Origin of the sequence: Amphibacillus sediminis NBRC 103570 (genome assembly GCF_001552275.1) — a bacterium.
Classification (GTDB): Bacteria; Bacillota; Bacilli; order Bacillales; family Amphibacillaceae; genus Amphibacillus_B; species Amphibacillus_B sediminis.
The window spans coordinates 70447-87189 of record NZ_BCQW01000006.1 but is presented as its reverse complement, the minus strand read 5'-3'; the positions used below and the strand labels follow the sequence as shown (position 1 = coordinate 87189).

The window sequence follows — 16743 nt, the reverse complement described above, 5'->3', positions numbered from 1 at the left end:
ATAAGGAAATGAAACAGCAATTAAAACAAGAAATCAATAACATTGAAACAGACCTCAGAAAGATAAGTCGCCATTTATATGATAATCCTGAGCTAGGTGGGGAAGAATATCAATCAGCGAAATTACTTACTGACTATTTGCAAAGTCATAAATTTAAGGTTGAAACAGGAATTGTGGACCGACCAACTGCGTTTCGAGCGGTTTATGATAGTGGCAAGCCTGGAGCCACAATTGGCTATATGGCAGAATATGATGCTTTACCTGGAGTGGGACATGGCTGTGGACATAATTTGATTTCTACCATGGGAATAGGGGCAGGTATACTATTAAGCAAAGTACTTGATCAAATTGGTGGCAAAGTGATTGTTTATGGTACACCAGCAGAAGAAACAAACGGGGCAAAGGTACCTATGGCAGAGGCAGGCTTATTTAATGAGCTTGACGTTGCAATGATGGTACACCCAGCTGGTGAGTCTAGTATGAGCGGCGATTCACTCGCAATGGATGCGATTGAATTTAGCTATCGTGGGAAAACCAGTCATGCTGCAGCGGTGCCAGAGGAAGGCATCAACGCTCTTGATAGTGTCATTCAATTATTTAATGGGATTAATGCACTTCGCCAGCATGTTAAATCAGATGTCCGTATCCATGGTATTATTACTGAAGGTGGTGTGGCGGCCAATGTTGTTCCTGATTATGCAGTTGCCCAATTTTATATCCGGGCCAAGCAGAGAAGCTACCTAAATAAGGTCGTTGATCAGGTCAAACGGATTGCAGCAGGCGCAGCGGAGATGACTGGTGCTACCTTATCTATTCGAAATTACGAGCTAAGCTATGATGACATGAAAACGAATCAGACTTTATCGCAGGCTTTTAAACGAAACTTGGTGGAGCTAGGAGAAAAGCAGATTCACCCAGCGAAAAGAAGTTTGGGTTCAATCGATATGGGAAATGTTAGTCAAGTTGTCCCAGCCATTCATCCGTACATCGGTTTAGACCATCCTGGATTAGTCGCCCATACAGTTGAATTCGCAAAACAAACCATTACTGAAGCAGGACAACAGGCCATGTTAAGAGGTGCCTTAGCATTGGCAATGACTGGGTATGATCTAATAATGAATCAGGATTTATTAGAACAAATCAAAAAAGAATTTCAAGTAAATTAATTTTTTTTGAAAATTCACTTCCCAAATGCATGTTTATTTGTTAAAATTCATAATCATGAATAAATATACATCGTAGCTGAAGGGGAGTAAGAATGATGAAAAAACATACGTTATTACTATTTTTATTAATTACAGTTTTATCCATTGGCCTCGTTGCTTGTGGAAGCGGGAATAATGATGATTCGAACCAAGATCAAGCCGATCAAAATGAAGACCAAGGAGAGACGCCTGAAGCTGGTGACACGTTAGTGATGGCAACATCGGCTGATTTTCCACCATTTGAATCACGTGATGTTGATGGTGAGTTCATTGGTTTTGATATTGAATTAGCTAAGTATATTGCTGAACAACTCGGTTATGAATTGGAAATTGAGGATATGAATTTTGATGGTTTAATTGGAGCATTACAATCAGGACGAGCTGATATGGTTTTGTCTGGTATGTCAGCTACTGAAGATCGTCGAGAGAATGTTGATTTTTCTATTGAGTATAATCCTTCTAGTGAAATGTTTGTGACAAGAAAGGATTCAGATATTACCTCAATTGATGATATTGATGGCAGTGTTATTGGTGTCCAATTAGGGAGCATTCAACAAGAAGGTGCTGAGACACTTCAAAACGATTATGACTTTGAAATTAAAGCGTTAGATGATGCTCAAGCGTTAATTCAAGAATTATTAACAAATCGAATTGATATTGCTTACTTTGATAAAGAAGTAGCGCTTGGGTTTATTGAAGCACAGGATCTGGCTGGCTTCGATGATCCGACCTCTGTTTCACCTGGTATGGCAATTGCCTTCCCTAAAGGAAGCGACCTGGTAGATGATGTTAATGCTGTAATCGAGGAAGCCATTGAATCGGGTTGGCTAGATGAATTAAAAGCAAAATGGTTATCAGAAGAAGATTAAAATAAGAATGAAGTGAGGTGTAAGGCATGAATTTGGACTTTAGCCAAATCGTGCCTTATATTCCTTTTATGTTGGAAGGAATATGGGTAACGTTACAATTTGTTATTGTTGCCATTATTGTCGGTTTCGTCTTAGGAACCGTTTTGGCATTATTTAAAATAGGTTCAATTAAAATACTGCGCAGGATTGCTGATGTTTATACTTCAATTTTTCGTGGCACACCATTAATATTACAGCTCATGATTATCTATTATGCAGCGCCGCAATTATTAGATTATGATATTTCCCCATTTTTAGCGGCTATTCTTGGCTTTGGTTTAAATTCAGCAGCGTACGTGTCAGAAATTATTCGTGCAGGGATTCAAGCTGTCGACCGTGGCCAAACGGAGGCCGCTAAGGCTTTAGGTATACCCTATCGCCAAATGATGATCGATATCATTTTGCCACAAGCGTTAAAGAACATTTTACCAGCATTAATGAATGAATTTATTACACTAACTAAGGAATCGGCTATTGTATCAACGATTAGCTATCTTGATTTAATGCGTCGTGCTCAAGTGGTTGGTGCCAACTTATATCGGAATTTTGAGCCCTTGCTTTTTGTTGGTCTTTTATACTGGTCAATGATAATGGTGTTGAGCTTGATTGGTAAATGGATAGAACGGAGGTTAAACGTCAGTGATTAAAGTCGAACACTTATCCAAAACATTTGGCAATAATGAAGTACTCAAGGATATCTCAATCGAAATAAATAAAGGTGAGGTTGTTTCAATCATTGGACCATCTGGTTCAGGAAAATCAACCTTTTTACGATGTATTAATTTACTTGAACAACCTTCAAAAGGAAAAATATTTGTGTCTGGACAGGATTTAACAGAATCAAAAACGAATGTAACAAAGGCACGTGAAAAAATCGGCATGGTCTTTCAACATTTTCATCTTTTTCCTCATTTGACAGTGTTAGAAAACCTAACTTATGCACCAACAAAAGTTAAGAAAATGACCAGGGAAGAGGCGGAAGAGAAAGGACGCACTTTACTAGCAAGAGTGGGGCTAGCGGAAAAGGAAACCGCTTATCCAAACAGCTTGTCAGGAGGGCAAAAGCAACGGGTTGCTATTGCTCGGGCATTGGCTATGGAACCAGAGCTAATGCTATTTGATGAACCAACCTCAGCACTTGACCCAGAAATGGTAAAGGAAGTGCTTGATGTTATGAAAGATCTGGCTCATTCTGGAATAACAATGCTTGTCGTTACACATGAAATGGGATTTGCTCGTGAGGTTGGTGATCAAGTCTTATTTTTAGATGAAGGAAGACTTGTTGAAACCGGTGAACCGAAGGCATTTTTTGAGAATCCGCAATCAGAGCGGGCAAAGGACTTTTTAGCAAAAATTTTATAAAGTTTTTTTGGTTGCATGAAGAGAACGTCTCCCGAATCGTCTAAGCTGTTACGATTTAGGAGACGTTTTATTATTAACACGAATTCCATTATACAATGCTCATGCTATTTTGACATATTACTTAAAAAATACAATTTGAATGTTTTGCTTATTCATTGACCACTATTGCACATAACTATATAATGACAGTAACATAACTGATCAAGTTGACGAAGGAGAAAGGAGACAATTATGAATCCTATCCAGTTTGAACAATTACCGCCTTTTATTAAACGAGAAATGGATAAAATTTCAGAGAAAATTCGGCCTTTAATGAAAAAGGTTTCAACCTATTCTATGTTTGGCTTTCCGTTAATGCTGATTGGGATTTTTAACATGGTTATTCCTTTTTTAAATCAGGAGTTTAGTATGGAATCATTACTTGTCCCTGGTGTATATGCGTTAGTGGCAGCTATTGGGGTCGCTTTATTTAAAGAGTCAAACTTTTTAAAAAAGCAAATTCATCAAATTGGCAAAAATTATATGGTTGAAAGAATAAATCGTAGTGAATTAATGGAAGCTGATGAGAAAGAACGCTATATTGCACATGTGAAGAAATATGTAAAAATGGATTTACAGCCCTTTTTCCGTTTTTTGACAGAGGAAAATAGAAGACGCCAAATGTAGAGATGACCATTGCAATAAAATAAATGCCTAGAACACCGAGGAAAGCTAGTTTCTTTGGTGTTCTTAATATAGATTTTAACTTCATTCAGCAGTCTCCCATTGCTATAAGGTGCAAATATGTATTCCATCAGTGGGGGTACAAACCTGTAGGCTAGAAGGCTGTCTTTAAGCGCCTAAACACAATTTCAGCTTTCAATAGCAAGATGAAATCTCGATCAAGCTTAAGTGCAATCGCAGTGTAATAAGCTTCTAGTAGTTGTTCATCAGTTAAATGATGCATCAACGATCCCTCTTTTATCCGCTTTTTAAGATTGAAAATTCAGAAAATAAATCATAACTATATTTTGGCTAATCTAGAGTTGTCTAATCAGTCAAAATCCTTTATTATGATTGATAGTATAAATTTTTTAAGCTTTTTGATGCTGAGGTGAGTGAATGAACGTAATAGGAGAGGCTTTAAAATCACCCTTTAATAATTTGTTAGGTATATTCCTTTACTTAACATTTTTAGTTTTTTTGACTATTGCTATTATTTCCTTATTATTTTTTATCATACCTAATCGACTATCTAATCGAATTAAAAGTGCAATTACAGGGACAATAACATTAACTGTTTTGATTATTTGGGTGTATATTGCAATTGTAAGGCAATTTAATTAGTGTGACTTACTATAATATTTCCAGATTAAAGTGAACTTAAACTTCTTGGAAAAAAATTAATGCTTACATAGGTAGGTTATAATATTGGATATGGTTATAAAGTTTTTTATAGGTTGGTAAAGCAAAACAGCTGATAGTTTGACGTCTATCAGCTATTTTTGTTATTATTATCTTGAATTCAAAATATAAAGCGAGGCAAAATGATGAAACATATCTTTATAGAGGGAAAAGATAGTCAAAATACATTGCTTTTATTACATGGAACTGGTGGAACGGAAAGGGATTTACTTCCGATCGCTGAAATGATTGATCCAGAGGCCAATATATTAGCCGTAAGAGGAAATATTCTTGAAAATGGTATGCCACGTTTCTTTAAACGTTTAAGTGAAGGTGTGTTTGATCAAGCGGACTTAATTAAACAGACTAAGACATTAAACACATTTTTAAATGAAGCTAGTGTACAATATCAATTTGATCGCCAGAATATCGTGGCAGTAGGGTACTCAAATGGGGCAAATATAGCCGCAAGTCTTTTATTTCACTATTCCAAACCACTTCGAGCTGCGATCTTGCATCACCCAATGGTTCCGAGAAGGGATATCAAGCTACCTGATCAAACGGGCTTACCTGTTTTTATTGGGGCAGGCAAAAATGATCCACTGTGTCCGCAAAGGGAATCAGTAGAGTTAGCTCATTTACTTTTAGGAAGTGGAGCTAAAGTTAGCCTACACTGGGAAATGAATGGACATCAGCTGTCAAGGACGGAAATAATGGCTGCCCATGAGTGGTATCAAACCCATATTAAGTAATTCAATTCCTTGCAAGACTTAGAAAAGATTGACGGGTGCGCATTGTCTGTTAGCCTAGTCTGGATTTAAACAAGATCAAGTTTGTTGTTATTTTTAAATTTTAAAACTATTTAGATTCTCTCAGTTATTGAAACGGGTATGTGGCTGTAATAGCTACTTACCCGTTTTTTTAGCTTCTTGCAGAAGGTTCTCAATTTTGCAAGTAGTGAATTAAGGCAAACTTAGCTCCTTTTATCGATGCATGATTTTTTTAAAATTAGGACTTTACAAAAAGGATAGAATCACGTATTATACTAACTGTATTACATAATCTAATACACTTAATACACGTGATACAGATAATTCAGTTGAAAGGGAGGGTCTCATGTTCGATTTAGATTTGCGTAGTCGTGATCCTATTTATCAACAGTTGGTTGATAAATTTAAGACGCTTATTATTAATAATGTACTTGAGACAGATGAAAAACTCCCATCTGTACGAACGCTGGCTCAACAATTAACGATTAATCCGAATACGATTCAAAAAGCATACCGAGAGCTGGAAGCTCAAGGTTATATTTATTCAGTAAAAGGCAAAGGGAGTTTTGTTGCTCCAATTGTTGACGTTGAAAAAAAAGTATCACTAAAAGAAATAGAAAGTGACTTAAAGAAAATTTTGCAAGAGGCTATGTTTTTAGGGTTAACCAAGCAGGAAATATTAGCCATGATTGATGAAATAGAGCAACAGTTAGGGAGGGGGAACGACTCATGATTACTGTGCAAGAATTAAGCAAAAATTTTAGCAAAAAAACAGTATTGGAAAATGTTAATTTACATGTAAATAAAGGATCAATATATGGTTTATTAGGCTCTAATGGTGCCGGGAAAACAACACTGTTAAAAATCATTGCAGGTATTATCAAACAAGATACAGGATCAGTCATGGTCGACCATTCAAAGGTATTTGATCAGGTGGGAATTAAGCAGCGCATGATTTTTATACCTGACCAGCCCTATTTCTTCTCACATTATACCGTGAAACAAATGGCTGAGTTTTACGCAGATTTATACTCAAATTGGAATCATGAACGTTTCCAGCAAATCCAACGCATTTTAAAGCTTGATATAAATAATAAAGTACATCAGTTTTCCAAAGGAATGCAGCGGCAAGTATCTTTTTGGCTGGCTTTAAGTGCAATGCCTGAATACTTGGTTTTAGATGAACCGTTTGATGGATTGGATGCAGTCGTCCGAAAGAAAATAAAAAACTTAATTATCCAAGACGTTGCGGAGCGGCAAATGACGGTTATCGTTTCATCGCATAACCTTAGAGAAGTTGAAGATATTTGCGATTATATTGGGATTCTACACCATGGTCAATTTCTTTTTGAAAAAGACTTAGATGATTTAAAATCTGATATCCATAAAATTCAAATTGCCTTCAAAGGTGATCTGCCGACCAAGTTGATCGATAGCTTTCAAATTTTGCATAAAGAAAAACGTGGAAGTGTCTATTTGGTTATTATCAGAGGTGACCGTGTCGAAATCGATGAAACGATTGCGTCGCTCGAACCATTAGTATATGATTTATTACCCTTAAGCTTAGAAGAAATTTTCGTTTATGAAATGGAGGGTGTTGGCTATGCGATTGAAAACATCCTTGTTTAGTCATGAGTTAGCTAAGCAAAACTTTCGCCAAGTTGGTTGGATTAGTTTAATTTACATGGTTTCCTTATTCTTTTTCGTCGTCATGAATGTGATTTTGAATATAGGCAATGTTGAAGAGTATTATTATGAGCTTTGGCGCAATGAATTATTTCACTTAGGTGCTGGTTTTCAACTCATTTTTCTATTTTTGATTCCAGTTCTTATGGCCATTTTTATTTTACGTTATCTTCATCAAAAAGACGCCAGTGATTTTATGCATAGTCTCCCTATTTCTAGAACGAAGCTATTCGTTCATCATGTAGGGTTTGGTTTTATTGCATTGTGGTTACCGATTTTATTAACGGGTCTCATCTTATTTATCATTGCCAATGTAAGCAATGTCGCACACATATACACATTAAGTAATTTAGCTTATTGGATCCTTATGAGTCTACTGATATTAAGCATTACTTTTAGCGTTAGTATTGTCGTCGGAATGTTGACAGGTATCTCAATTATACAGGGGATTTTCACTTTTATTTTTCTATTTTTCCCTGCTGGCTTTACTTTACTACTCATATTTAATATGAATTTTGCTTTAATTGGTATACCAGAGAGCTTTTATTTAGGGGAATTGGATAAATTTTCACCTATAACAGATGTGGCTCAATTAACCGTTGAAGAGTATGCCAGTCCTTTAAAAGTGATGGTTTATATTTTAGGGACAATCATTATGCTAGGCTTGGGGTTATTTCTATATAAGAAACGCCCGGTTGAAGCAGCTACTCAACCGATTGCTTTTCAAGTACTAAAACCTATCTTTATCTATAGCTTTACTTTTTGCTTTACTTTAATTGGTGGGTTTTATTATGGGATAATCCAGACTGATATTCGATGGATTTTATTTGGCTATGGATTATTCTCGCTTATTGGCTATTTAATCAGTCAAGTTATCGTCCAAAAGACATGGCGTGTTTTCCATCAATGGCGTGAATATCTTTATTTTTGTATCGGTGCAATCATATTTATGGTGTTAATTGTATTTGATATAACTGGTTTTGAGAATAGAATTCCAAAGCTAGAGGAGATTGAAACGGCTTATTTGATTACAGATACTTACATGTTTAACAATCGGGAATCTTTTTACGGTAATCTTAATGGTTTTACCGATCCAACCGATATCGAAAAAGTCCAAGCATTACATCGCCAGTTTATTGATCAATCAAGGCGAGCAGACTTTTTAGATCATAATCGCTGGGACATCACCGTACGTTACAAATTAAAAAATGGTAAAGATTTTGTCAGGGAGTATCACATGCTTGATTTACCTGAGAGATTTCCAATTTATACAGAGCTTATCAATAGTACAACATATAAATTATATACCGAACCTATTTTCTTAATTGATCAGCAATTGGCGAGTTCGTTGAGATTTTCTACGATTGGCTCATATAAGGAACTAACGATAACGGATCGTGATCAAATAGTAGAATTTATTGAGTTACTTAGACAGGATGTGTTAGAAGAACCTAAATATGCAAGAGAAACAATGACATATATCGATATTCATATGGTCGATCAAGCTGATTTAGGTAGGTATATCTACGTTGAGGACGAGCGTATTATTAACTGGTTAAAGCAAAACAAACTCTATGAACAAGCTATGATTACCGTAAATGATATCGATCGAATGATCTTATCTGATAGTGCCAGTTATGAGGAGATCTTATATGCTCAAAATCACAATTTTGATCAAAAGGATTTTAAAACATTATTAGTAACTGATGAGGAAGCTATGCAGGATATTCTAGATCAGACACAAATGGGGTATGTTGAAGATGACACATATATAGTAGCTCTATATTTGAAACAGCGACTAGATCCAATCATTATTTATGTGGATTCAGTATTGGTACCAGATTTTGTAACGGAATACTTTAATTAAGCTGTTAAAAGAAGGTTAAAGGCGTTTGTGATAACGCCTTGAAAAGTATTTTAAGAAAATTCAAAAAAAGAAAGGGGTGCGCGCTTATGCACGCAACTGTCGAGCAAGCTATTCCTGATTTTGATACCTATTTCAATGATCATTACCAAGAGATGTATTTTGTTGCTTTGCGCGTTGTCCATAATCATTATAGTGCTGAAGATGTTGTCCAGGAGGCCTACCTAAAGGCTTATAAAAACTATACTTATTTAACAGATGCTTCTAAACGTAGAGCATGGCTACGAACAATTGTGATCCGTACCGCTATTGACCTTTATCGAAAAGAAACAAAATATCCCTGCTTATCACTGGAAGAGGAAACAGAAGCCGGTCGAGAGCATTGCTATACAGGTAATAGTGTAGAGGATCAATTTGAACGCATATTAGAATATGAACAAGTGGAACAAGCAATTAATACCTTACCTAAAAGCTTACGTGAAGTTTTACAATTGAAGCTAATCCATGACAGTAAGGATAAGGTAATAGCGAACGAGTTAAATATTTCCTTAGCTGCTGTAAAAACGAGATTACACCGAGCACGGAAACAATTGAAAGAAATCTACTCAGCATAACGATTGACATTATTTACTTTAGATACTTTGCCTCCAACAGGGTAAGCTAGTAGTAGGGAGGTGATGGACAATGAATCAAAGAAATAACATGATTATCCCACTAATTGCTTCAATCGGTATTGGGTGTGCAACCTATTACAGTATGAGAAATAACGGGAACTTCCATCCTTTTCAAAACATGACGCAGATGTTTAGAAATGCCACAGATAAAATGAACTAATGCGTAAAGCATCGACATTTTGCAGATGTCGGTGCTTTTAAATATTTGTTTTTATCACAGTGGAGCTGACTAAATTCGCGACGTCGTGTCACAACGTCTGCACAAGCAAACCCTATGCGTCGAACCCCCCACTGAACGAAGTTTCACTTTATGTAGTATAACCACTATTTTCAGTCAATATCGATCGTTATAATATCAGAAAATTTAGCAATTTCAATCGTATTCATAGTGATTGTCTGTTTTTTTTGTTATAATGACCAAAGAATATGTTTGAAAAAAGGAGAGTTTAATCATGACAAACTTGCTAACGGGCTTTGTTGGTACATACACTAAAGCTGAAAGTCAAGGTGTATACAAATTTACCCTTGATTTAGCTGAAGAGAAAATTTCGGAACTAACTTTAGCAGCTAAATTGGATAATCCAACCTATTTAACACTTTCAAATGATAATAATTATCTATACGCTGTTTCTAAAGAGGGGGAAGAGGGTGGTATTACCGCTTTTTCGATCGACCCAGAAACCTCAGCATTAACAAAACTGAATAGCTTAGGACAAGTTGGCTCTGCTCCTTGTCATGTCAGTGTTAATGGAGATGGCTCAACTGTCGTTACAGCAAATTATCATACAAAGCAAATTATCTCTTATTTAACTCATTCAGATGGATCACTTAAGCAAGAAGTAACTGTTGCTGAACATGAAGGTTCAGGACCTCATGAACGCCAAGAAAAGCCGCATATGCACTTTGCAGGTTTTACACCGGATGAGCGCTTTGTCATTGCTATTGATTTAGGCTCTGATGAAATTACAACTTATGAGTTAGAAACAGGTAAATTAATCAAAAGACATGTATTTAAAGCACCTGCAGGTAGTGGCCCTCGTCACATTGCTTTTGCACCTAATGGGGCATATGCTTATGTTATGACCGAGCTCTCATCAGAAGTTCTTACATTAGCTTATAATGCCCAAACTGGTGAATTTAATCAATTACAAGCTATTAAATCAATTCCATCAGACCATGTAACAGTTAATGATGGAAGTGCGATTCATATTACAAAAGACGGAAAATTTGTTTATGTCGCAAATCGAGGTCACAATAGTATCACTACCTTTAAAATTGATCAGGACTCTCATCAATTAGAGTTAATAGGATGGACATCTTCAGAGGGGGATTGGCCACGTGATTTTGTTTTGACACCTGATGATCAGTTTTTAATCGTTTCTAATCAAAAATCAAATTCATTAGCCCTATTTCAGCGAGATCTAGAAACAGGAGCGTTAACACTTAAGCAGTCAGAAGTATTTGCACCAGAAGTTGTCTGTGTTAAATTGTTTAATGTTTAAGTTCCTATAAGTCTGATTGATCTGTAAGTCTCAACAGCAAACGCTAAGGTATCGACAGCAAAGTTAGATTTACTATAACTTTAAAAGCGTCGGTCCTTAGCGTTTAGTTTTTTGATGCTTCCTTACGTTTCAGTAATGAGCTATTTATAAATTGTTTTGTTGTAGTGTGAAAGTTGTGATTTATCGCAGTGTAACTGGCTGGGGCTGCGATTACTCGCCCCATCGAAGGGCTTTTGTAAGCCTCCCGCTACAAGAAATAAGTGAACATGTTATGTCTGAGATCCAACAGCCAGTAACGGCCCGATTGATTCAACTAACGTTCAGTGGGGGAGAGGGGAAGTTGACTAAGTTCGTGACTCGTGTCGCAGCGTCTGCACGAGCACCTTCTATGTGTCGAACCCCCACTGAATGAAGTTTCACTTTATCAAATCTCACGTATTCACTTCTCATCTAAGCACTTAATGCCCAACAATGTGCCGTCTCACCTGTTTGGTTATTGTTGCACTATAAGATTTGAGATAAGAATAGTTTTGTTCGCTCATGCTGAGGATGATCAAATAATTGCTCAGGTGTCCCTGTTTCAACTATTTCACCACCATCAAATAAGACAATCCGATCAGCGACTTCACGGGCAAAACCCATTTCATGTGTAACACAAAGCATTGTCATCCCTGACCGTGCCAGTTCTTTCATTACATCAAGAACTTCTTTAATCATCTCTGGATCAAGGGCTGAGGTCGGTTCATCGAATAACATAATTTCGGGCTGCATCGCTAAAGCTCTTGCGATCGCTACACGTTGTTGTTGACCACCAGATAATTGACCTGGATACTTATCAGCTTGTTCAGGAATACCGACACGGTCTAATAATTCCCTCGCAAGCTTTTCGGCTTCTGCTTTCGGTTTTTTCTTTACCCAAATTGGACCTAACATTATATTTTTTAGTATGGTCATATGAGGAAATAGGTTGAATTGTTGAAACACCATGCCTGTTTCTTTGCGAATGGCTTCTATATCCTTTAAATCATGAGTCAAACTGACACCATCAATTTCAATGTGTCCTTGCTGAATCGGCTCTAATCCATTTATCGTTCGAATAAACGTTGATTTCCCTGATCCGGATGGACCTAAAATTACTAACACCTCACCCTTATTTATGCTTAAATTAACATCTTTAAGCACATGCATATCACCATACCATTTGTTGATCCCTTCACACTTAATAATCATTTTATCTGTTTTGGTCACGGGTCCCACCTCGATACTTCTTTGTGTCTGTGCCATTCATCATTCCTCCTTGCCTGATTTTTATCGTTCTCCTATGCCTAATGACTTTTCAATTCGTCTACTTGAATATGACATTGAGTAAGCAATAACCCAATAAACAAAGGCGACAAATACATATACCTCCATGTGTCTACCCAAAAATTCAGGGTTCGACTTAACGGATTGTGCTATCCCGAGCAGGTCGACTAAACCAACGATAGCGACTAATGACGTATCTTTAAACATGGCAATACTTTGCCCAACGATCGTTGGGATAATGGCTCTTAATGCTTGAGGTAAAATAATAAAAAAGGTGGTTTGTACTGGATTTAAGCCAATTGCTTTAGCAGCTTCATATTGGCCGTTCGGAATTGACTGTAAGCCACCGCGTACGTTTTCAGCCATATAAGCTGAAGTGAATAAGGTAGCACCAAGCATAACTCGTATGACATTATCAATCGTTAGCCCAGTTGGCAAAAATAATGGAAGTAGTACTTGAGCCATGAAAAAAATCGTGATCAGTGGGATGCCTCGAATTAATTCAATATAAGCGATACAAAAGTATTTGATTACAGGTAAATGACTGGTCCGTCCTAATGCTAATAATATTCCGATCGGAAATGAAACCAATATGGCAAATACAGCAATTAATAAAGTTAACATTAATCCATTCCATACATTTGTTCGGATAGCAGGTAGAATACCAAAGCCTTGAATGAAAAAAAGAATTAAAGGTATACTAAGCGCCCAACCAATCAAGGTAAATCGTTTGGCACGAACGAAATAATGTCCGATAAGATAGCCAAGAGCAAGAATGCTTATCTGAGTCGCTAGCCAAATTTTAGTGCTTCCGCTAGTAAAAGGAGCGCCAAGATGGATAAGGTAAACGATAAGTAGTATACCAGAGAGACGTAACATGGTTCCCTTAAAACGGCCTGCTGATAAACCAAACATTAACGTAAGCGTTGTTAACGCTGCCCACATTCGCCATAACTGTGCAACAGGATATTGTCCAACCATAAATAGTTTATAATTTTCTGTGATCACATCCCATTGAGCTTCAGTCAGTACCCAACCAAACACTGCATAAATAATTTGAAACAGTACCGCCGATGCGATAAATGTTAAAATCGTATTAAGCCAACTATTAAATAAGTTCTTTTTCGCCCACTCCCAAGCATTTGTAGATGTCTTAGGAGGAGCGATTTGTTTAGCCTCAATAATCTTCAAATCTACACTCATCCTTTTCACCTCTCAACAAGTTGGGATCTTCGATTAAAAATATTCATAAAAAATGAGGTTGTTAAACTTAACAATAAATAAACAAGAATGATTAGCATAAAGATTTCAACTGCGTGCCCCGATTGATTCATCGAAGTATTTCCAACACTAACTAATTCCTGATATCCTACTGCAATCGCAAGACTAGAGTTTTTGGTTAGGTTTAAATACTGACTGGTCATTGGTGGTATAATAATCCGAACCGCTTGTGGTAAAATGACAAGTCGCATGGTTATTGAGTTTTTTAATCCTAATGCTTGTGCTGCTTCACTTTGTCCTTTAGCAACAGATTGAATACCTGCACGAACAATCTCTGCAATATATGTGGCAGTATAAATAACAAGCCCACAAAGAATAGCTAAAAATTCAGCTGATAAACGTAAACCACCAGTAAAGTTGAAATTTCCGAGTTCTGGTGTGGAAATATGAGCTGGTCCCGATTGTGTGACAAGAAAGGCGACAAGTAGGCTAACGAATAATACTCCAGCTGCCCAGATCGATGGGAACTGGCGCTTACCTAATTTCATTTGCTTATTCAATTGATATTTCCACATCAAAACCGTACCAATAATTCCAAGAACAAAACAGACTATCCAAATGACTGTTGCATCGTTCGTAGTAAACCAAGGGATGGAAATACCTCGATTATTAAAATAAAAATGCCCAATTGAAAAGCTTTCCTGAACCTGCGGCAAAGGTAATATAACAGCAAAATACCAAATAAAGATTTGAACGAGTAGGGGGGTATTACGAAATACTTCAATGTATAGTCCAGTTAACTTTCTAATTAACCAATTTTTTGACAGACGACCTATTCCTACGAACACTCCCAGAATAGTAGCCAGCATAATACCAATCAGGGCTACCCGTAAGGTATTTAACATCCCGACAAGAAATGCTCGAGCATACGGGTCAGTTGGTTGGTAATCGATTAAAGATTCTGAAATATTAAAGGACGCCGTTCGACGTAAGAAATGAAAACCAAAATTAATCCCTAGTCGATTTAATCCAGTTATAGCGTTTTTTAGAAAATAACTAAGTATGGCAACAACAATAATGACAAAGACGATTTGAAACAGGATAGGAAGGATGCGATTATCACGCCAGAAGGGAGTAGATATACGCTTTTCTTTTTGCACTTTCATTCACCTCAATATCAAAAAGTTAATGGAAAGAACCTGCATGTATACAGTAAGCAGGTTCTTTCACCACCAAATTGTTAACGGAATGGAGGAGAGTAAAGAATTCCCCCATTTGTGTAAAGATCATTTAGTCCACGCTCCAAGTTAAAGATTGTATCTGGACCTAGGTTGCGATCGTAAATTTCTTGATAGTTTCCTACATGCTTAATAACACGAACGGCAAAATCATCTTCAATGCCTAGCATTTGACCAAGTTCACCCTCATCACCCATAAAGCGACGAATAACAGGGTCTTCACTGTCTAAGAAATCTTCGTAATTAGCTGATGTAATACCTAGTTCTTCGGCTTCAATTGTGGCTAACGTTACCCATTTAACAATATCGAACCATTGGTCATCCCCGTGTCTAACAGTAGGTCCTAAAGGCTCTTTGGAAAGGCTTTCGGATAGAATGACATGTGCTGATGGCTCTTGCATCGTTGCCTGACGTGATACAAGCCCAGATTTGTCTGTTGTCCATGCATCAATGTTGCCTGATTCATATGCTTCAACAACAGCATCACTATCGTCGAATAAAACTTGTTCATACGTAATTCCATACTTGCGGAATTCGTCCGCTAAATTTGATTCTGTTGTTGTACCTGTCTCCACACCAATCCGTGCGCCTTCTAGCTCTTCGATTGATGTAATTCCACTATCAGCTCTTACCATAATACCTTGACCATCATAGAAGGTAGTTGGTGTAAAGTTCGTACCTAAGGCTACATCACGATCAAGCGTCCAAGTTGTATTTCGAATTAAGAGATCTATTTCTCCAGTTTGTAAGGCTGTGAATCTTTCCTGTGCGGATAATGGTCTAATTTCAATCGCTTCGGGGTCATCAAAAAGGGCAGCGGCAATTGTTTTAGCAAAGTCGATATCAAATCCTTCATATTCTCCATCTGAATTTAAATAACCAAATCCAGGTAATTGGTTATTTCCACCGACGATAACATATCCACGATCGAGAACAGTGGCTAACGTGTTACCATCTACATCTTGATTTTTATCATCTGTCGTATCTGCTTGGTCTGTGTCATTTGGTTCAGCAGCTGTTTCGTCTCCTTCTGCCGAACATCCTACTAAAAGTACTGCACCAATCAAGGTAATCGAGAGTAGGAATGTGATTAATTTCATTTTACCTTTCATAAATCATGGTCCCCCTTAATAAAAAGTGTATAAAAAAGTAAATAACTAATATTGATTGTAAAGTACATGTAAGTCCAAATGAACGATCATGTGAGAATTTTTTACAATGTTTTTTTCAGAAAATTCATTTTATTCACATTTGAATACTAATCAATTTTATTCCAAAATAGTATTTAAAATGAATAAAATTTGAAATGTTTTTAGTTGATATTTGGGTTTTGATTATTGATTCAAGAAAAGCTAAGTCTAGCCGTTTTATCACAGTGTAACAGGCTTGGGCTGCGATTACTCGCACATCGAAGGGCTTTTGTAAGACTTCCCTTCAAGAAATAGGGGAAGTGGGATATCCAACAGCCAGGAACGGCCCGATTGGTTCAACTCACGTTCAGTGGGGGAGAGAGGAAGCTGACTAAGTTCGCGACGTCGTGCCGCAACGTCTGCATTCTCACATTATTGGAGTGATTTGCTGTCATCTCACTATTGCAAGAAACGGAGGAACAACAAAAGAATTTA

General features: G+C 37.0%; 18 protein-coding genes. 13 read left to right on the top strand and 5 right to left on the bottom strand.

From position 1 onward, the window contains the following. Window positions 1–8: 8 nt before the first annotated feature. From ASE01S_RS06200 to ASE01S_RS06180, 5 genes are all read left to right on the top strand, one after another. Window positions 9–1166: a M20 family metallopeptidase gene (locus ASE01S_RS06200; protein ID WP_067839981.1), complete on the top strand. Its 1158-nt coding sequence runs from the start codon at window positions 9–11 to the stop codon at window positions 1164–1166. Between the two features lie 92 nt (window positions 1167–1258). Continuing rightward, on the top strand, window positions 1259–2074 hold the full coding sequence (locus ASE01S_RS06195) for a transporter substrate-binding domain-containing protein (protein WP_067839978.1): 816 nt from the start codon (window positions 1259–1261) through the stop codon (window positions 2072–2074). A gap of 26 nt (window positions 2075–2100) precedes the next feature. Then, on the top strand, window positions 2101–2760 hold the full coding sequence (locus ASE01S_RS06190) for an amino acid ABC transporter permease (protein ID WP_067839975.1): 660 nt from the start codon (window positions 2101–2103) through the stop codon (window positions 2758–2760). After that, window positions 2753–3475 (top strand): amino acid ABC transporter ATP-binding protein, encoded by a 723-nt coding sequence (locus ASE01S_RS06185; protein ID WP_067839971.1) that lies wholly within the window; start codon window positions 2753–2755, stop codon window positions 3473–3475. Before ASE01S_RS06190 ends, ASE01S_RS06185 begins: the two co-directional genes overlap by 8 nt. A gap of 231 nt (window positions 3476–3706) precedes the next feature. After that, window positions 3707–4141 (top strand): DUF5392 family protein, encoded by a 435-nt coding sequence (locus ASE01S_RS06180; RefSeq protein WP_067839968.1) that lies wholly within the window; start codon window positions 3707–3709, stop codon window positions 4139–4141. Window positions 4142–4292: 151 nt separating this feature from the next. On the opposite strand, the gene ASE01S_RS15490 is transcribed toward ASE01S_RS06180, so the two are convergent. Continuing rightward, on the bottom strand, window positions 4293–4421 hold the full coding sequence (locus ASE01S_RS15490) for a sporulation histidine kinase inhibitor Sda (RefSeq protein WP_083512033.1): 129 nt from the start codon (window positions 4419–4421) through the stop codon (window positions 4293–4295). A 155-nt stretch (window positions 4422–4576) separates the two neighbouring features. On the opposite strand from ASE01S_RS15490, the gene ASE01S_RS06175 reads away from it, so the two are divergent. From ASE01S_RS06175 to ASE01S_RS06145, 8 genes are all read left to right on the top strand, one after another. Further along, window positions 4577–4801: a hypothetical protein gene (locus ASE01S_RS06175; protein ID WP_067839965.1), complete on the top strand. Its 225-nt coding sequence runs from the start codon at window positions 4577–4579 to the stop codon at window positions 4799–4801. 203 nt (window positions 4802–5004) lie between these two features. Further along, the gene (locus ASE01S_RS06170; RefSeq protein ID WP_067839962.1) at window positions 5005–5610 is read left to right on the top strand and encodes an alpha/beta hydrolase; all 606 of its coding nucleotides are present in this window, start codon (window positions 5005–5007) and stop codon (window positions 5608–5610) included. Between the two features lie 364 nt (window positions 5611–5974). Beyond that, window positions 5975–6361, top strand: coding sequence for a GntR family transcriptional regulator (locus ASE01S_RS06165; protein WP_067839958.1), 387 nt, complete (start codon window positions 5975–5977; stop codon window positions 6359–6361). After that, window positions 6358–7257 carry an ABC transporter ATP-binding protein gene (locus ASE01S_RS06160; RefSeq protein WP_067839956.1) on the top strand — a complete coding sequence of 300 codons (900 nt, stop codon included), beginning with the start codon at window positions 6358–6360 and terminating at the stop codon, window positions 7255–7257. Before ASE01S_RS06165 ends, ASE01S_RS06160 begins: the two co-directional genes overlap by 4 nt. Next, entirely contained in the window at window positions 7232–9181 is a 1950-nt protein-coding gene (locus tag ASE01S_RS06155; protein WP_067839954.1) for an ABC transporter permease, read from the top strand. Before ASE01S_RS06160 ends, ASE01S_RS06155 begins: the two co-directional genes overlap by 26 nt. A gap of 86 nt (window positions 9182–9267) precedes the next feature. Continuing rightward, window positions 9268–9792: an RNA polymerase sigma factor gene (locus ASE01S_RS06150; RefSeq protein ID WP_067839952.1), complete on the top strand. Its 525-nt coding sequence runs from the start codon at window positions 9268–9270 to the stop codon at window positions 9790–9792. A 70-nt stretch (window positions 9793–9862) separates the two neighbouring features. Next, window positions 9863–10012, top strand: a complete 150-nt coding sequence (locus ASE01S_RS15970; protein ID WP_169793090.1) for a hypothetical protein — start codon at window positions 9863–9865, stop codon at window positions 10010–10012. A 292-nt stretch (window positions 10013–10304) separates the two neighbouring features. Further along, window positions 10305–11354, top strand: a complete 1050-nt coding sequence (locus ASE01S_RS06145; RefSeq protein WP_067839950.1) for a lactonase family protein — start codon at window positions 10305–10307, stop codon at window positions 11352–11354. Between the two features lie 504 nt (window positions 11355–11858). Here ASE01S_RS06145 and ASE01S_RS06140 read toward each other — a convergent pair. From ASE01S_RS06140 to ASE01S_RS06125, 4 genes are all read right to left on the bottom strand, one after another. Continuing rightward, the gene (locus ASE01S_RS06140; RefSeq protein WP_281176882.1) at window positions 11859–12584 is read right to left on the bottom strand and encodes an amino acid ABC transporter ATP-binding protein; all 726 of its coding nucleotides are present in this window, start codon (window positions 12582–12584) and stop codon (window positions 11859–11861) included. Between the two features lie 78 nt (window positions 12585–12662). After that, entirely contained in the window at window positions 12663–13862 is a 1200-nt protein-coding gene (locus tag ASE01S_RS06135; protein ID WP_067839944.1) for an amino acid ABC transporter permease, read from the bottom strand. A 5-nt stretch (window positions 13863–13867) separates the two neighbouring features. Then, on the bottom strand, window positions 13868–15046 hold the full coding sequence (locus ASE01S_RS06130) for an amino acid ABC transporter permease (protein ID WP_067839941.1): 1179 nt from the start codon (window positions 15044–15046) through the stop codon (window positions 13868–13870). Window positions 15047–15120: 74 nt separating this feature from the next. Next, window positions 15121–16230 carry an amino acid ABC transporter substrate-binding protein gene (locus ASE01S_RS06125; protein WP_067839938.1) on the bottom strand — a complete coding sequence of 370 codons (1110 nt, stop codon included), beginning with the start codon at window positions 16228–16230 and terminating at the stop codon, window positions 15121–15123. Window positions 16231–16743: the final 513 nt, after the last annotated feature.